Below are 18,169 nucleotides of genomic sequence, written 5' to 3'. Positions count from 1 at the left end.
TCACGACTTCCTTTGCTGGTTTGAATTACTTAATTCCGGAATGGACCATCGTCTCAAGCACTCTTCGCTGGAAGAGCAAGAAGATAATTAGGTTCGGTACGAACATGAGCAAGCCGGCAGCGGCGGCCATGTTTTGTCCCGATACGCTGTTTTGCAGTCCGCTAAGCAGACTATTGACATAGAAAGCTAACGTTCTCATCGTTTCCTCTTGCATGAATAAGGTTGACGTCTCCACATCGCCCCACACGCCTTGGAATGTGAAGATGGATATGGTCGCTATGGCGGGAACGGAGAGCGGAAGCACCATTTTGGTAAAAATACCGAAGTGGCTGGCCCCGTCGATCTTGGCTGCTTCCAGCAGCTCTCCCGGAATTTGCGAAATAAAGCCAACCAGCATGAATACGGCGATCGGAGAAGCTAATGCCGGCAAAATATGTCCGAAATACGTATTGTTGATGCCGATTCCGCTGATGATCAAGTACCTCGGAATCCCAACGGTCTCGGGTGCGAACATCAACGATAAAGTAATAAGAGACAAGATCAGCTGCTTGAAATGAAACTGGTATTTCGCAAGCACATAACCTGCCATAGTGCTGACGATGATGACCGTAAACAACGTAAGTCCCGCTACAATTAAACTGTTGAACAAATAACGGGTAAACGGAACCGTCGCGTTTGATGCGTGCAATATAAGCGATTCAAAATTGCGCAGCGTTGGGTTTTGCACCAAAAATCGCGGCGGGAAAAGAAAAAGCTCATTTTGAGGCTTGAAGGCATGGTTCAAAATAAACACGATCGGCAGCGACATGAATGCGGCCAGCGCGGTAAAAACAGTGACAAGGATGATCTGAAACGGCGTCACTCTGCGAAGTTTTCGAATCATGGTTCTACAGCTCCTCCTTTGATCCGAACAGCCGATAAGCAAATCTCATTGCAAAATAACTGATGATCAGCAGCATGACTGAGACCGAAGATGCATAACCGAGCTCGAAACGGATAAAAGCGTAATCGTCAATATGATTAATAATCAAATGCCCTGAATAGGAAGGAGTAATCGCCATCCCCGTCAACTGGGTGGATATGCCTCCCGCCTTCAATGTTCCTACGATCGACATGACCGCACTGAACAGCATTTGCGGCTTCATCGACGGAATTGTAATGTAGAAAACCTCCTGCAGGCGGCTGGAAATCCCGTCTATGCGGCCAGCCTCGTACAGCTCCCGATTTACCGTCTGAAGACCAGCCAGCATAGCGAGAAAACCAACGCTGAAGCTAACCCAGAGCGATACGATAATCATAATATTGAGCAAATATTTAGGGTCCTGCAGCCAAATCGTCGGACTGTCGATCCAGCCCATCTTAAGCAAAAAATTGTTAAAATAACCGACGCGGTCACCGCTGAACGTCGCAATCCAAACGACGGATAATGCGACGCCGCCAGCCATAGACGGTGCATAAAACGCAAGCGTGTAGTAATCGCGAATGCGAATCGGCAGCTGATGAATGAGCCATGCGAACAGGAATGCTAAAATATATCCTCCCGGCCCTACGATTAACGCGAACAAAAAAGTATTCGGAATCGCTTTAGTTAGAAAAATAATGTCCTGTGTGAACAAGCTGATGTAATTTCGTACACCGATAAAATGAAGCGATCCAAAGCCGTCATAGGACGTAAACCCAAGCGTCGCTGCCATAACAACCGGAATGACGATAAACATTAGGAAGCAAATGAGAAACGGCGCAAGAAACAGATAACAAAAAGCATCACGTCTCATTTCCCGCCAAAAGCGATTCCATTTCACACGCAAAGCGGATTTCTGCTTCGGCTTAGCAATGCTGGGAGAAAGCTGCGTATTCATTTCTGCGGTTCCTCCCATTCGTAAGGTTGTTTAATTTGCGGAATTTTCAAATCCTCATTAGCCGATATGCCAAAATCATTTTGTCTGCGATTCATTTCCCGCTGCAAGGAAAGCTGAGCAGCCTCAAGCGATTCCTGCGCAGGTATGCCTTCGAGAACCGTCCGATTCCACGCAAACTCCATCTCTCTGTTCAAGAAATAATAACCCGGTACATAAGGCATGTTTTTCGCCCAGCGCGCCTGCTCTTGAAGCGCCTTCAGGTCATCGCTCGGCCAAGTCAGCGACTTCATCGCATTGACATTCGCCGTATTCCATCTGAACTCAATGCCATAAAAGGACTCGACGTCTTTGGCGTATTGCGATTGCACCTCCTCCGAGGTCCACCACTCTAGAAACTTCCAAGCATCGTCTTTCCGCTCACTTTTCTTCATGATCATTGCGGCAGATATAGCCTGCGGCGACCATCTTGCTACCTCGCCGTTCTCTTGCTCGATGCCCGGCAGCGGTGCGATTTTCCAGTGTCCGGTTATTTCCGGAGCAGCAACGAGCAGCTGCACATAGGTGTTGAAATCGGCCACACCTATAGGAATATCTCCATCGCGGAAATGCTGGAAAAATGCTGGAATGTCAATCGGCAGATTGTATTTCTTGTAGAGCTCCGTCCAGCGCTTGAATGCTTGCTGGCCGGCATCGCTCGAGAGCGCACCCTTCAAACCGTCTTGCGAATACACCTCTGCACCATTTTGGAAAAAAAGTGTAGTGAAATCGCTTTTCGGATAATTCATCGTCATCCCGTTTTCCTGAAGCGTTGGTAAAATGTCGAACACTTCATCCCATGTATCCGGAACCTTCAAGTTCAAGCCTTCTAGAATGTCGGTTCTGTAAAACATCATCTGGAAGTTCTGCACCTCTGGCAGTCCATAAATTTTTCCGTCGTAGCTAAGCGAACGGCTGACGCCGGGAATAAATCGATCAAGCACATCCTTGAAGCCTGGAAAGTCAGACAGCTCCGCGGCCGCATCCCGCATTGCGAAGTCAGCTGGCGTAGACTCCCCAACGCCAAGCGCAATATCAGGCACGTCTCCTGCCGCATTTCCAAGTATGAGCATGTTCGGGTTGGTCATCAGATTGATATTGACTTCAATTCCCGTCCGAGGCGTGAAATCATTATCCACCATCTCACGCAGCAGCTCGACGTAATCCCGACCGCGCTGCACCCAGATAGTAAGTGCTTCCTTCTTGTTATGCTTGCGCGTGTCGTAGTCCAAATAGAAGGAGCGACCAAAATCAGCAATCGAGTAAGGCACTCTTGAAAGCGTCGTAGGCACTTTCAGATCCGTCACCGTATTTGGCGTCCGAACGACGATATAATCCATGAGCAAAGGCTGCTGAGTCAGCGTTGCCATCCACGTCCCAATATTGTTCTGAATCGTCGAGAAATCATTGATTTTATTCGGTATTTCGTTCACATCCACCAGCATCTTCTCGAGTATCGCTACGGAACCTTTGATCGCCTCAGATAAATCAGAATCCTTTTTATTGAGACCATTGATATAATTCCGAATATTCGTTAACTGAGCGACAAATTCCGTCATCTTCTGTTCCACATCTGGATCAAGCTTCTTCATATTCCACGTTCGCGTTGAATCGATGTTGGCGTCAAAAGCCGATTTGCTATAGTTTCCTGTAAGCAATCGTATATGCCGGTCGAATATTGCAAGCTGATCCAGCGTCTCCTTCAAAGCCAGATAAACGGGCTGAACGAGTGATGAGTCAGCGGTCATGCGCAGGACATGTGCGCCCTTCTCCAAATAAAAGAGGAAAGGTTTGCCTTCTGCATCAGCAAGCGTGCCAATGTCAAATTCCTTCTTCGTCGGAATACCGTAATGAAGCAGCTCCTGAAACGGTGTTTTCCCATCAATCGAGATGGTGCGATATGCCTCAAAGCCATTGCGATAGTTTTGAAATGTTTTCAGGTCGATTTCATACCAGCCGGACTCCGGCACAGAAAGTTCCCATTCCACCCACTCGCCCGGCAATCGCCAGCGCTGACCGCCCAAGACGTTATAAGTAATACGCCCTTTCGGGTCAGGTGAAATATAAGGCTCCGACCAAAAATCGGTCTGAATCGCAAGACTTGATTTCCGCTGAAACTGCTCCGCTTCAATCATGCTGAACCAGCTCTGCTTCTCCTCTACCGGCGGATGCAAGTTTTTGTAATACTCGTAAGCTGGAATTTCTTCCTTTGGCTTGAAAGCTATTTCTCGGAGCGCGACGGACTCTCTCACCCCAACCAACCGCAGCTTATGCTGGCCTTGTTCCAACTGGTAGAGTACTGGCTCGGATGAAGCAGAAAATATCGTTGCCGCTTTTGCGCTCCAACCGGCTAGCTCGGTTTGCGGAGGACGAATTTGCTGTCCGATCTCGTTGCGATCATATGGAAATTTGGAATCCTTCCAAAGTCGCTCCAGTTCAATGCGTGCCGACTCCGTAAAAGGATATCGCCCATCAATTTGAACGCCGCGTACGACGGAGGCGTTCCCGCCTTCTAAAGGCTTGTAATCAATATGAAGCTCATACCAGCCGCCCTTCGGCACGTCGAACGTCCATTCCACCCAGCCCTTTTCGTTTTCCCAATAAAGCGCAGCTTCACCTTGCTCCTTATCAATCCTGACAGCCGCTTCTTCAGCAGCAGCTTGATATTCGGTTGGTGAAATCAGAATGGACGGAAGACTCTCGTCGGTTTTGGCCGCCTCCGGATATTGGTACATCAGCTTCGCGTATGGCAGCTCCTCTGTTTTGCTCTTATAGGACAGCAGCTGCTCCGTGCTCACCGAGGTTGCATGAAGAACGGGTTCGCTGGCCGTAATCCAGCGGATGACTCCGAACACCAGCGCCAGTACCAGAATGAGACGAAGAGCGATGCCCAGCATCCTCATTCTCCTCATCTGTCTTCTCCTCCAGCTGCCAAAGATACGCCGGTTTCCTCATCAAAGAAATGAACCTTGCTCATGTTGAAATTAGCGACAAGCTTCTCCTCTTTGTAATAAACGATCTCCGGCTCCGTTCTGCCAATGAGCGTTTTCTCTCCTACCTTCACGTACACGTACGAATCGGCTCCCGTTACTTCCGTCATCTCTACTACGCATCGAAAGAAATCTTCCTCCTCCGCGTTTGCTTCTTCCCGCTTCAGCCATACATGCTCTGGGCGAATGCCCATCACACAGTTGCGAAGCGATCCGCTTTTTACCGCAAAATGCGCATAATGACGTTCTGGAACCAGCAGCTTTATTCGCTTATTAACGAAATAATAAAGACCATCCTCCAAGACTAGGCTCCCCTCCATAAAATTCATTTGGGGCGAGCCGATAAATCCGGCGACAAACAAATTCGTCGGTTCATCATAAAGCTGGCGAGGCGGGGCAACCTGCTGGATAACGCCATCCTTCATAACGACAATCCGCGTTCCCATTGTCATCGCTTCGACTTGATCATGCGTCACATAGACCATCGTCCGCTTGAGGTCGCTCTGAAGCTTAATGATCTCCGCTCTTGTTTGAGCACGCAGCTTCGCATCGAGATTCGACAGCGGTTCATCCATGAGGAACACTTGCGGCTCCCTAGCTATCGCTCGGCCAAGTGCGACACGCTGCTTCTGACCGCCTGACAGCTGGCTTGGCTTTCGCTCCAGCAGATGCGATATTTCCAAAATTTTCGCCACACGGTTGACCCTTAGCTCGATATCGTGCTTTGCCGTCTTGCGAAGTTTAAGTCCTAGCGCGATATTTTCGTAAACGGTTAGATTCGGGTATAGGGCGTAGTTCTGAAATACCATCGCAATATCTCTGTCCTTGGGCGAGACATAATTTACGAACTTCTCATCGATGTACAGATCTCCTTCGGTGATTTCCTCTAGGCCAGCCAGCATCCGGAGCGTTGTTGATTTGCCGCAGCCGGAAGGACCGACGAGCACCAGGAATTCCCCCTCCTCAATGGAAAGGTGGAAATCGTTGACCGCCGGACGCGACTCCCCTTTATAGTGCTTATATACATGGCTAAACGTAATGCTTCCCACCCTTGCTCACCTCTCATGACGTATTGTCTTCCTCTTGCTACTATTAATGTTAACGCATACATTCGCCGGCAAATATGAGGTGATATTTTCTTTTGTTGTCAAAAATTAGCCTCTATCAGCTAAAAATCACTATTTCCCCTCCAATCTTAGAAAGCGCTTTCTATAATGGAAACAAATCCATAATCAGTCTCTTCAGCTGCCAATAAAAAAAGAGACCGCCTCGCTAGGTTTGCACCTGTTGAGTCGGCCTCTTTCATTTGTACTTATTCAGCTGTTTACCGATGGTCTGCCCAAGAATACTTAGGGCTCCAATCCAGCGTATCCTTCGCCATTTGATTGCTGACTACGGCTGTCCGCCCAGTTAAAGGCGCGCGCAGATCGATGACTCCCGGATAAAATTGCTGCAGCAAACGCTCGGTTGGCCATTCGCTAAGCGTATCGTTGCTCGTAATATTGAGACAAATCGCTCCGCGGTCCTCCACATGAAGCGACGCGATACATGCACTGACTGCATCTCGTATATCAATATAGCTCCATAAAATATGTTTAAAGGATTCCGGCTTATCAACCGCAAGATGCTTGTAATCCTCAGGTTTAGTAATCATAGAGAAACGGAGTGAAATGACCTGCATGCCATTCCTTCGATCGAACATCGCAGCGGTCACTTCATTAACTACCTTCGATAGACCGTAGCACTCTTGCGGCTGCTGCGGATGATCCTCGTCCAGCGGCAAATAATCCGGTGCAAACGGCGTCGGTGCCCATGCAAAGCCGTAAGAAGACTCGCTTGAGCCCATAACAACCTTGCGAATACCAAGAATCGAGGCGGCTTCCAAAATATGATACGCTGCAACCGTATTGTTCGCGAAAATATACGGGTACGAATGGCCAAGCGGTGCAGGAATAGCAGCCATATGTATGATGGCATCCGCACCGTGAAGCGCTGAAACGACTTGCCCGAAATCATTTAAATCTACTTTAATTTGCTTGCAATGCAGCTGATTCGACCGCTCGTTGTCCAAAGAAACAACCTGATAGCCATCCTGCTGAAGCGCCCCAATGAGCTGTGTTCCGAGCTTGCCGCTCCCGCCAGTTACTGCGATTGTTTTCATAGAAGAAGCACCTCCAATTTTCAACTTGTTATTATGGCCTCACAAGCGTACCGTCAGCCTTGCGATCCAGATGATAAGGATTGTGATATGCGGAGCGATTCCAGTTGTCCCCAACGAGCAGCTGCGCCTTCAGCTCATCCAGCTCAATGCCAAGACCCGGCTTGTTCGAAGGGTAAAGATAACCGCCCTTTCTAACGATATGCCCCTCAAAGGCATCAAGCTCTTCCGCTCTAAAATGGTTCACTTCCTGAATGCCGAAATTCCATATCGCCATATCAAGATGTACCGCTGCCGCTTGGTTAACGGGATCATTCTCTCCGCCTTCCTGCCACGCGGTACGTACGCCAAACGCCTCGCACAGCGCTGCTATTTTGCGGCATGGCGTAATGCCCCCAGCCTTCGAGACGCGAACGCGAATGAAATCAATCAGTCTCTCCTTAACGAGCTCCGTCCACTCCTGCGGATTCACGAACAGCTCGCCAACCGCCTGCGGCGTTGCGCTCTGCTGACGAAGATGGCGATACCAGCTAATTTGCTCCGGTGCGAGCGCATCTTCAAGAAAGAACAGACCATAGGGCTCAACCCGCTTCGCCAGCTGGATCGCATTGATAGGCGACAAATGCTCATGCACATCATGCGTAAACTGGATACCCATGCCAAACGTTGTCCGCAATTGCTCGAGCATGTTCGGGATGGCATTCAAATAAGCCTGCTCGTCAAACACTGGACCTTTTGTCCAAGCACGCTCCGGCAGGTTCGCCTTGTCAGCGTTAATGAAGCCGCCTCCCCCATACCCGCCCATCTGTACGCGAATGACGGTATAGCCCTCCTCCATAAAACGCTGCACATCCTCTTTGAGCTCGGAAATATCCGATCCCCCTGCATGTCCATAACAAGGAACAGCCGCGCGGCTTGCCCCGCCGAGCAATTGATAGACCGGCAACCCCGCTTCCTTCCCTTTAATATCCCATAATGCCATATCAATACCGCCGATTGCCGTATGCAAAATAGCTCCGTTTCTCCAATAGCCGCTCATATACATCGTCTGCCACAAATCTTCTATGTTAGCGGCATCTTTGCCGATCAGAAGCGGCGCCAGCAATTGCTCAATAACTTGTACAACGGCTTCCGGGTTGTAGACATCCGAAGCCGAGCCGAGTCCATAAAGCCCGTCTTGATCGGTCATCACCTTTACGATCGTCCAAGTTCCGTTCTTACGCGTTCGAATACATTTGATTCCCGTTATTTTCGCCATGCCCTCACCTTTCCTTTCCGTGTCTCGTTTAGTTTAAGTCAATCACACGGCATTCCACATGAGGCATTTTTAAACTTTCTGTCCTATTGTTAGCCTCTTTCCTAATCCTATGATGCTTATTGCCCTTGCAATTACAATATAAATATCAGCAGAAAATAAAGGATTGGACAGGATGGCTTTATTCCACGCAGATCTTCTCATTGTCATACCGTCAGACTCCAAAAAATAAGTTATAGGCTGAGCCTTGAAATGGAAACAGCGACAGCATAGGACAAGAAAAAAAGTCCTAGACTGTCGCTGTTTTAATGAAATAACGTGCCCCTTGAAATGGAGCTTCTTAGGCTGATTGCTATTCTGGAAGCGTGTGTCAATTGCGACGAGCCGTTCGCTCTATGCCATTAGCGATTACTTTGTACAGTTGGTGCGGCAGGTCGTGTCCCATGCCGTCAACCAACATCAGCTCGGCGCCCGGGATGGCAGCAGCCGTGTCAGCGCCGCACGCAGGGACGAACAGCGGATCGTCCACCCCATGAATGACAAGCGCTGGTGCTTTTATCGTCGCCAGCCGCGGACGACGGTCACCAGAGACAGCAATAGCTGCTATTTGTCGTCCGACACTGCCTGGATCATAGGCTCGCTGGACTTCCTCCAGAATGAGCGCCCGATAAGCGTCCTCTTCAAACGGATAGCCGGAACCGGCGATGCGTCTTGCAAAAGAGAGGCTGTGCGCCATAAATCCTGCTTCATTCTCAAATGGGTTCGGCGCCGGTTTGGTCATCAGCCCCATGACATCTGAGGAAGCTTGCGGAAGGGCGGGATTACCGGAACTGGACATAATGGAGGTGAGAGATAAAACCCGGTTAGGGTACTCACTTGCTGCAATCTGGGCGATCATTCCGCCCATAGACCTGCCAACAAAATGTGCCCGGTCAATCGAGAAGGCGTCGAGCAGTCCAATAGCGTCGTTGGACATGTCATCGAGAGTGTATGGGATGTCCGGCCGCTGCCCCGACATGAGAGCAGTCGCTAGTGCGCCAAAATCCAGCGCCCGATAATGGCTAAAGTGCGTCGAGCAACCTACATCGCGATTGTCAAAGCGGATCACGCGAAAGCCCCGCGCTGCCAATATCCGACAAAACGAATCCGTCCAGCGGATCATCTGGGTTCCAAGCCCGGCGATAAGGAGAATAGCCTCGTCATTTTCGTTGCCGAAACTGTCATAGGCCAACTCGATGCCGTTGACTTTCAAGATGTTCATCATCATGTTCCCCTCCAATTCATTCGTTATCGAAGATTCTGCCATAGGTAGAAGGCGTGAATTTTCTTTCATTTATGAGTTCCCTTCAGAGAATGCTTTAGCGGACAAACTTTTGATATAGTTTCTGATATCGGGTGCCCAGTCGTCGATGAAGTGGTAAAAACGATTCAAATCACCAGCATACAATTCCCGCAGAGCTTCTTCATATTGATGGAAGTTCCCGGCTATAGCTGTCATAAAGTGATGCGTTGCTTCTTGCGACTCTCGTTTCTTGCTCTGTTCTCCTCCAGCCCGGCGAGCTTCATCAACGAGTTTCCGCAAGGTTACCGACGCCCCTCCTGGTTGACTCTTGAGCCATTCCCAATGCCGCGGCAATAACGTAACCTCACCGGATACAACACCCAGCTTCGGTCGACCGACTCGCCGTGTAGGTTCGTCATTCACTTCCGTACCGGGCAAATCGCTAAACTGTTCACCTAACCGTTGAAGCACGTCATCTATCTTCCCACGAAAATCAACATCTATTTGCTTCCCCGTGGAATCGTCAAATATAAGCAGCTGTCCGAGGTCTTTGTCATCAAGAGCATCCTTCACTGTAGAAGCAACGTGATGTAACGAACCGCTGGCGATGACCCTCACACCCAAAAATGCCGTGCAGAAAAAGCGCATTAGGTCATTTCGCATACTGTATCTCCTCCTCTGCATGTTAAAATAATTTTACCCGTGTAAAAATAAAAAGTCAATATTACCCGGGTAAAACATAATGTCGTTCGTTATAGAGGAAATAAATATAATGGTTTATATTCTGTAGATAATAAAAAAAGAGAGCATCCCCTATTTGGACACTCTCTTCTACAGCATAAATCAAAAGAAATTATGACGGTCCATACAACTCTAGCTCGTAAATGCGAGCATTGCTTCGATCGCCCGGCACTTGATAGTATCCAGCATTATCTTGTACTGGAGCTGTAATATACAGCCTCACATAATTGGCGCTAAAAGGCGCGACTGTGCGATCCGTAACCGAAGCTGTATTGCCTGTAACTACATCAACATCCGTCCAGACTGCACCGTCATTGCTCTTTTGCAGCTTGAAATTTTTAGTGTTGTAAGACGCAGACTCTCCTCCTGAACCAGCATGCTTCACAACCCAGCGGTTAATCATGACATTAGCGCCCAAATTCACACTTAGCCATTTATCTCCCGGCGCTGAACTCAGTGGCAGCGATGTCCACTTCGAGCTGGCAGATCCGTCAACTGCTTTCTCCTTCGTTTCCGTCCCCCCAATGGTATCGCTTGCAGCTGTCGTTTTATTTAGCGCGAGATTGCCAGGGTTTGTCACACCGCCCCCGCTTAGCGCTTGATTCATCAGCTGCACAATCGTGCTGTAAGCTGTACCACTCAGTGCAAGATGCACCGTCTCATTAACTGAAGTTGCAATCGTAAACTCAGCCCCCGATACGGTTCCGGCATCTACACCATTGCGGTAAACACGCACCGTTTGATTCGGCCATGGGTTGACGATTGCTGCCGATTTGCCTTTTTCACTAATCAATCGCACATATTGCACCTGATTGTTTCTTTTTTCGCTCGAAACAAGAAACGCCCCATCGGCTCTCAGATCGCCATACTTTGCATCCGTATTTTCCGGCCAGTTCGGGAATATTCTTATTTTCCCTTGGAAGGACTGCAAGAACATTTCCGAGATTGTCGCAGGAACCGTATTAAAGTTTTCGATACCGCCGCCGTTCGTTGCAATATGAAGATTTTGATAGCTGTAGCCGTTAATGAACGAGGTTAAACGAGTTAATAGAGAAGCTGGATTATAACCGACCCTTGCTGCTGCAGGATAAAATGTGTTTGTGCCATTGCCGTCGTTCCAGCTGCCCAATTGGTCTACCATATTTTTGGCTGTTTGAAGTGTTGAAGCGTCACTAGACAACCCGATTTGGCCAGCAGGGTAAATATGCTGAATACCAATGGCATTATCAGTGCTCCATTCCCGGCCAATCTCCGTGTACCTAAATACGGTCTGGCCGTTCCGTGTAAACGTTGGAAATGGACTAAGATTGTTTACTATATTTTGCCAAGTCGTCCGCAGTGCCGCATCCTGATTTAATGCGACACTCATATCGATGCTTCCCTGCAGCAAATAACGGACAAGGCCAAGCGACATGATGCCATTCGTTTGCGGATAAGAATCACCCTCATGCTGCGCATCGTTGACAATGTCATATCTCGCTCCATCCCAAACCAAATAATTTTGCCAAAATGCCGAGACCTGCTTCAGATATGGATACACCTTGCTCGCATAGGACATGTCATTCGTATTGTAATAGCGCATAATCATATTGGTCGCAGCAAAAGCAGCATTCGTTTTTTGACCATGGATATTGCCGTCACTTGACCCATTCGGAAGAGGTCCCAGTCCAACAGGATAAAATACGCCGCTATAACCGTTAGCCGCCGCTAACGCCTGGCCTTTTGGAATCCAATCCAGTACTGGTTTGTCATAGTTTTCTGCAAGCTCAATATGATTGGTTGGCAATGTAAAATAAAAGGGGGCTTCGTAGTTGTAGTTGAGGTGATAATCGCCTTTCCATTCACCGTTGCGGGCTAGCCAGTTTCCCCATAAGCCAGGCGCCATCTCCCCAGCTCTAGACGTACTGCCCATCAAATAAAGCGACGCATAAAATGACTTCTCAATTGTCTTATTCGGAATTTCAATGAAGGATTTGCCATAAAAGCTGCTCCACCAGCTCTGATGGCTTGTCTGCAGTGCATCCACATTCGCCTGCGTTTTGGAGCTGACATTGTTTATCGCTGCTGCTTGGTAACCGCTGCTGTCAGCATCGCTCATTATACTCGTAACCAGCGTATACGTATTGCCCGGCGTCATCGTAAACGATAGCGTATTGCCGCTGATCGAACCTGCTGTGCCTACAATTCGAGTGGCAATTCTCACTTTTCTTGTATTATAGCCGCTTATCGTATCCGCGCTATCTCCCCTGACATCCAGATAGAGCACATCTCCTGATGAACCAGATGAGCTGGCATAGCTGTTTTCATTGCCTTTGGCAAGCGAGATGGCTGCTGATTTGGACCCGCTGCCTGTATAAGTATACTTGGTAAGCAGTAAATTATTTACGGTATCCGTTGCCTGCATCCAGCTTTCTGTTCGAATCGTATTGCCAGCAAGACTAAACGTACCGTTAACTTGCGCACTGGCAAGCTTTTGCTCTGCAAGATAGGACGCCCCATTCATTGAAGCGACTGCAATGTTTAGTCTTGCCATCGACTTCACCTGTCCTTCGGCAAGCGACCAAAATTCATTTTTGCCGAGCACCATGACCATATTGTCAATATTGCCTACCATGGTCACACCTACATCACCGTTTCCAAGCAAAGGCGCATTCGGCGTGCGTGAAAAATTACTGTTGGATGGCGGTGACGTATAGACACCTTGATAAGCAGCTGCGATACGCTGAGCATGAGCCGCTGTCAAACCATCCGCATTCGCTCGTTCAGGACCAAACGGGGTACCGAAGGTTGAAGCGCCTAACAGTGAAAACAGCAAAACCGTCACTCCTCCTCTTTTCAAATGTTTTCTCCACTTGTTTTGAACCATGAACATTGCCTCCCCTCAATTATAAAGCGCTTACATAAAAAGAAAAGAAAAATACATATCCTCCTTTCTTACACAGCGTTATATCCTAAGCAGCTTCTCGCTCCTGCTAGAAGAGCGAGTGCTGCATGGATTACTTTAATGAAGGATAGTTCTGAAACGAATCGTCTTCACCTCAAAAGGCTTAAAGGATAACTGGACGGCATTAGAGCCAGGCATGATTTCAAGCGTGCGAATGGGCTTCTCCTCCAGCATGTCGGTTTCACATGCCGATGCTAGCTCAAATCCGGATTGTACGGAGCAGCGAGTTGAGGCTCCTTTCGCTTCATATATTCGAGCAATCCAATCATCCGAGTCACCCTCATTAAGCTTAATCGTGTCAATCATAATATTAGGCTGATCGCATGTCAGAAGCGCAGCGGCAGGTTCGGCCTGTCCAGCAGCGGCAAGCACCGGACAGTTGAGTTCATAAGCCTCGCGTATGACTGGGCTGCTCATAAAGCCGTTGTTCCAAACATGAAGCGCATAGGTGAATTCATGCTGACCTTCATCTGCCCGATCATCCGGCCAGGTCGGCGAGCGAAGCAGGGTCAAATTCATTTCCTTGCCGCAAGCGTTCAGCCCGTATTTGCCATCGTTGAGTAAAGAAAATACGCGATCCCCTTCCACGATTGACGACCATTTGTGCTGGCTCACTTCAAAGCGGTCAGCATCATGCGGGCGTGAATGGTGATTGGGCCGTTTCACATAACCGAACTGAATTTCATTCATCATCTCAGAAGCGTGGAGATTAACCTTGAAGCCTACTTTAAGCAGCTTATGCTTCTCTCTCCAATCTACCTTTGTACGAAAATCAACCCTTCTGCTGCCGCGCTCCAAACGAATTTTTTGCAAAATAACAGATTCATTGATCGTACGCTCCAGCTGAATTTCAGCAAACAGAGCCCCCTGAGTGCTGACCGTCATTTTCGCAGGTTCCCTCAAGATAATGACAGAGTCCGCATATCTGCGATCAATTTCCCATGCATCATAATTAGAAGGTTGATCACGGTAAAGCAGAAATTGATTGCTTAAGCCGCTTGCCCAATCCTCATTCGTTTCCTTATCGAACAAACTTGTGATTTCACCGTAATCATTAAAGGTCATTTTTAAGCACTCGTTTTCTAGACTGTGCGAGGTTGCTCTGACTCCTTCGCTTATCTCTCCTGCTTCATCTGGCATGACAGAGAGATGGCTCATCGCGGGAATGACCACTTTAGCAACTTTCTTATCCCCATAAAGCTGAAGGTCTAGTAATTCCCCTTCAGAATTCCGTACGCCAACATAGTTGTCTGGCAGCTCAATGAGTGCTGTCCGAACCCAAGGCAGTGAATTAAAGTAGGTTATGCCATCATTGGAACCATCCGTAAGGGCAGATGCAGCCGCTTGGCCTAGTTCTGCCGCCAATTGCAACAGTTTTTCGAAATCAGCCTCCGCTTCCTCATGCACTCTTGTGATGGATGTCCCCGGTAAAATATCATGAAATTGCAAGAGCAGCAGCTTGCGCCATGCCTCATCGAGCAGCTTCTTCGGATAGGTTGCGCGTCCCCTTAAATAAGCGGCAGCGGCCCACAGCTCTGCTTCACGAAGCGCAATCTCGCTTTTACGATTGCCCCGCTTCATCTTCGCCTGCGAGGTAAGTGTCCCGCGATGCGCCGGATAATAGAGCTCGCCTACATAATGAGCATCCGGCATGCCTCTTCGCTGCAAATCCTCAAAGTATTCGATGGGGGAAGAAATGACGGTTTGCGGTATTCCTTCGAGATTAGCCATCCGTCGCAGAAACTCGAGGTCATCGCGGTTTGCCCCGCCGCCTCCGTCTCCATAGCCGAATTGAACCAGTCGCGTGGAGATCCCTTCCTTTTGCACTCTCTCTTCCCACTGGAAGCTGGCGTATTTCACATCAGCCGGATTTGGGAATGGACCATAATCAAGCAGATGCACGGGCACTGCTGAGCCGTCTATGCCTTCCCACGTAAACGTATTAAACGGAAAGGGGTCCGTAATATTATCATAGGTTTGATACATTTTTATCGATGCAAAATAGTTGATTCCGCATTTTTTCATAATTTGAGGCATATTGCCGGAATAGCCAAATACATCAGGCAGCCAAAGCATTTCATTAGTTACGCCAAATTCTTCTCTAAAAAAACGTTTGCCGTACAAAAACTGACGGATTAAACTCTCACCGCTCGGAATATTCGTATCCGGCTCAACCCACATGCCGCCTTCGGGAATAATTCTTCCTTCCGCTACATAACGCTTTATTCGATCGTACAGCTCCGGATATAAATCCTTTGCTAATTGAAACAAGTAAGGCTGGCTTTGCACATAACGATATTCCGGATATTCATCGAGCAAACTTAGCTGATTAGACATCGTACGGGCAATCTTGCGTTTTGTCTCCTCGATCGGCCATAGCCAAGCGATATCCAAATGGGATTGCCCCATCATATACAGCTTCGGTACGGTTGAACCGTTCACACAATCAAGCAAAGGCCTCATGATCACCCTGCCTTGTATCGCCTGCTTCGTCAGCTCTTCGCCTTCCAAACCCCAATTCATGAATGCAATCAGCTTTAAGAAGGCTTGATCAAGCTCGGAAACCCTTAATGAGCTTGGCGGGAGGACCGCTCGAAGCTGGAGCAGCACATTCAGATCAATAAAAAATTGATATAGCTCTTCATTAAGAATCGTCAAAAACGACTGTCCGTAAATCGGAAGATCACGGTCATGCCCTGCATACGCCTCGGCCACAACCTCAAAACATTGTCCGCCAGAAGCTTCTCTTGTCAAAGTAAGGGAATGATGCTGCAAATCATAAGCGCCTGCGAGTTTGCCATTGACATATATCGTGCTTTCTCCGCCAAGAGCCAGCTGCAGCTCCACACGTTCTCCAGCTGCCTCTAGTGGACAACGCACGCTTGCTTTAAACCAGCCATAATGCCATTTCTCGCCCCACTCGGTGCCCGGTTCCAATTGGACGTAATGTCCTTGAAGCGCCTCCTCGTACGACAGCCGGCATTCGGCAGGTAAATATTCGAATGACAGAGGTGCAATATGACGATACAAATACTGCTCTTTCTCCTTTAGCCATTTCTCCATATGGTACAGCCATTCTTTCGGTTGCATAATAAACTCCTCGTTTTTCTTGATGGGCACTCGGGGGCCTAACCTTTAGTCGCGCCTGCGGTAAGTCCTTTAACGAGCGCCTTCTGGAAAATAATAAAGACAATAAGAACCGGCAGTGTGGTCACAATGCCCGAGGCCGTAAGGGGGCCCCATTGAATGCCCGATTTTGTTATAAAAGTATTAATGCCCGCAGGCAACGTTCTCATGGCATCTGAGCTTACAAACGTCATCGCAATCATAATTTCCTGCCATACCGTTATACAGACGGTTAACCCGACAGCAACGAGCCCGGACTGCGCAAGCGGTAAAATCATCCGCACTAAAATTCCGAATGAGGAGCAGCCATCGATGGTTGCGGCTTCGTCTATGTCCTTCGGAATACCCTTGAAATAACCGGTTAACAGCCATATCGCCATCGGCAGCAATATCGCACAATAGGTCAAAATGATGCTGGTATATGTATTCAGCAGCTCCAGCTTGCCCCACAAGATGTATAACGGAACGATTAATGTCGTAAGCGGCATGACTTGTGCAAACAAAATGACGGTAAAGTAAGTTAGCTTTCCTCTGAATGTATAACGGGTCATACTGTACGCAGCGAGACTTGCAATAATCAGCACAATAAATACCGTTACAGCCGTAATCAGCATCGAATTTATAAAATACACAACAATTTCTGAATCACGGAAAACGCTGCGGTAATGATCCCAGTTCAATTGTTCAGGAAACAGCGTTGGTGGTGCGGCAAAAATTTCGGCAGACGGCTTAACTGAAGTCGCAAGCAGCCAATATAAGGGAAACAAGATGATGACAGCAATGACAATAAATAATAGTATGTGACCTCCAAGACGAATCCCTTTCACTTATGTCACTCCTTAATAGACTTCAGCATAGCTCGCATATAAGGCAAGCAAACGATACCGATGATGACCAGACTAATAAGCGCCATAGCCGATGATTTGCCAAAATCAAAAAATTCGAATGCTAGGCGGTAGGTATAAATGGGCAGCGTAGAGGTTGAATCCATTGGTCCGCCCTTTGTCGTTACCCATATGAGATCAAAATAATTGAGCGTCCAAATGGTCGTAATGACACCCGTGGCCCCTATAATGGGCTTTAGATGCGGTATTTTGATATACCTTACAATGCCAAACCAACGAGCGCCGTCAATACGAGCCGCCTCCACCTGCTCATTCGGAATATCCTGCAAGCCTGCAAGCAGCATAAGAAACCAAAACGGGAAAGCTTTCCATGTATTTACGAAAATCAAAGTGCCAAGCGCCACATGATCAGAGCCTAACCAAGAAATATTTTCGCTCGTAATATGATAGGTTTTTAACAGCTCATTTATAATCCCCATGTCTGATTGCAGCATCCAGCTCCACATCAGTGCAGTGACCACACCGGGCAATACCCACGGAAGCAGCAGCAGCGATCTGAGCGCCCCTTTGCTTCGCCTTCTCTCATCCACGTACAGAGCGCTTATCAAGCCAATTGCCATTTGCAGCAGCACGCCAATCAAAGTCCAGCTAACCGTCGTCCACAATACCGTTTGAAAAATATCATCTTTTACAATGGCTGTGAAATTATCAAGCCCGATAAAAGGTTTGTCAGGTCTGCTTAACTGCCAGCGATGCACGCTGACATAAAGATTGTAAAGCAGCGGATACGTCAGCAGGCTCATAATAATGACTAACGAGGGCAGCAGATATAAATAGGGAACCGAATGTCGAAAAAGCCGTTTACGAATCATCTTGATGCCTCCAGGTTCATCGATTAGGAGTTAGGGCAGACGAATGTTTATTCATCTGCCC

General features: G+C 48.2%; 12 protein-coding genes. All 12 read right to left on the bottom strand.

Annotated features, from left to right (window positions below):
* Window positions 1-25: 25 nt before the first annotated feature.
* A complete protein-coding gene (locus AC0VYE_RS10110; protein WP_054027383.1) occupies window positions 26-883 on the bottom strand; it encodes a carbohydrate ABC transporter permease in 858 nt (285 codons plus the stop codon).
* Between the two features lie 4 nt (window positions 884-887).
* Complete coding sequence (locus tag AC0VYE_RS10105; RefSeq protein WP_076269448.1) at window positions 888-1,859, bottom strand: carbohydrate ABC transporter permease; 972 nt, start codon at window positions 1,857-1,859, stop codon at window positions 888-890.
* A complete protein-coding gene (locus AC0VYE_RS10100; protein ID WP_475447591.1) occupies window positions 1,856-4,807 on the bottom strand; it encodes an extracellular solute-binding protein in 2,952 nt (983 codons plus the stop codon). The genes AC0VYE_RS10105 and AC0VYE_RS10100 overlap by 4 nt, the downstream gene beginning before the upstream one ends.
* On the bottom strand, window positions 4,804-5,934 hold the full coding sequence (locus AC0VYE_RS10095) for an ABC transporter ATP-binding protein (protein ID WP_475447589.1): 1,131 nt from the start codon (window positions 5,932-5,934) through the stop codon (window positions 4,804-4,806). The genes AC0VYE_RS10100 and AC0VYE_RS10095 overlap by 4 nt, the downstream gene beginning before the upstream one ends.
* 275 nt (window positions 5,935-6,209) lie before the next feature.
* Window positions 6,210-7,046 (bottom strand): NAD-dependent epimerase/dehydratase family protein, encoded by an 837-nt coding sequence (locus tag AC0VYE_RS10090; RefSeq protein WP_475447587.1) that lies wholly within the window; start codon window positions 7,044-7,046, stop codon window positions 6,210-6,212.
* Window positions 7,047-7,077: 31 nt separating this feature from the next.
* Window positions 7,078-8,301 carry an enolase C-terminal domain-like protein gene (locus AC0VYE_RS10085; protein ID WP_475447585.1) on the bottom strand — a complete coding sequence of 408 codons (1,224 nt, stop codon included), beginning with the start codon at window positions 8,299-8,301 and terminating at the stop codon, window positions 7,078-7,080.
* Between the two features lie 367 nt (window positions 8,302-8,668).
* Entirely contained in the window at window positions 8,669-9,559 is an 891-nt protein-coding gene (locus AC0VYE_RS10080; protein WP_475449511.1) for an alpha/beta fold hydrolase, read from the bottom strand.
* Between the two features lie 72 nt (window positions 9,560-9,631).
* Complete coding sequence (locus AC0VYE_RS10075) at window positions 9,632-10,243, bottom strand: DUF2239 family protein (protein ID WP_475447583.1); 612 nt, start codon at window positions 10,241-10,243, stop codon at window positions 9,632-9,634.
* Window positions 10,244-10,433: 190 nt separating this feature from the next.
* Complete coding sequence (locus AC0VYE_RS10070; protein WP_475447582.1) at window positions 10,434-13,187, bottom strand: discoidin domain-containing protein; 2,754 nt, start codon at window positions 13,185-13,187, stop codon at window positions 10,434-10,436.
* Window positions 13,188-13,322: 135 nt separating this feature from the next.
* Window positions 13,323-16,355 (bottom strand): alpha-mannosidase, encoded by a 3,033-nt coding sequence (locus tag AC0VYE_RS10065; RefSeq protein WP_475447580.1) that lies wholly within the window; start codon window positions 16,353-16,355, stop codon window positions 13,323-13,325.
* A 38-nt stretch (window positions 16,356-16,393) separates the two neighbouring features.
* The gene (locus AC0VYE_RS10060; RefSeq protein ID WP_475447578.1) at window positions 16,394-17,218 is read right to left on the bottom strand and encodes a carbohydrate ABC transporter permease; all 825 of its coding nucleotides are present in this window, start codon (window positions 17,216-17,218) and stop codon (window positions 16,394-16,396) included.
* 5 nt (window positions 17,219-17,223) lie between these two features.
* Window positions 17,224-18,108 carry a carbohydrate ABC transporter permease gene (locus AC0VYE_RS10055; RefSeq protein WP_475447576.1) on the bottom strand — a complete coding sequence of 295 codons (885 nt, stop codon included), beginning with the start codon at window positions 18,106-18,108 and terminating at the stop codon, window positions 17,224-17,226.
* Window positions 18,109-18,169 lie beyond the last annotated feature (61 nt).

It is taken from the genome of Pristimantibacillus sp. Z349TD_6 (assembly GCF_056173205.1).
The sequence above is the reverse complement of the archived record's forward strand: the minus strand, read 5'-3'. Positions and strand labels throughout refer to the sequence as shown.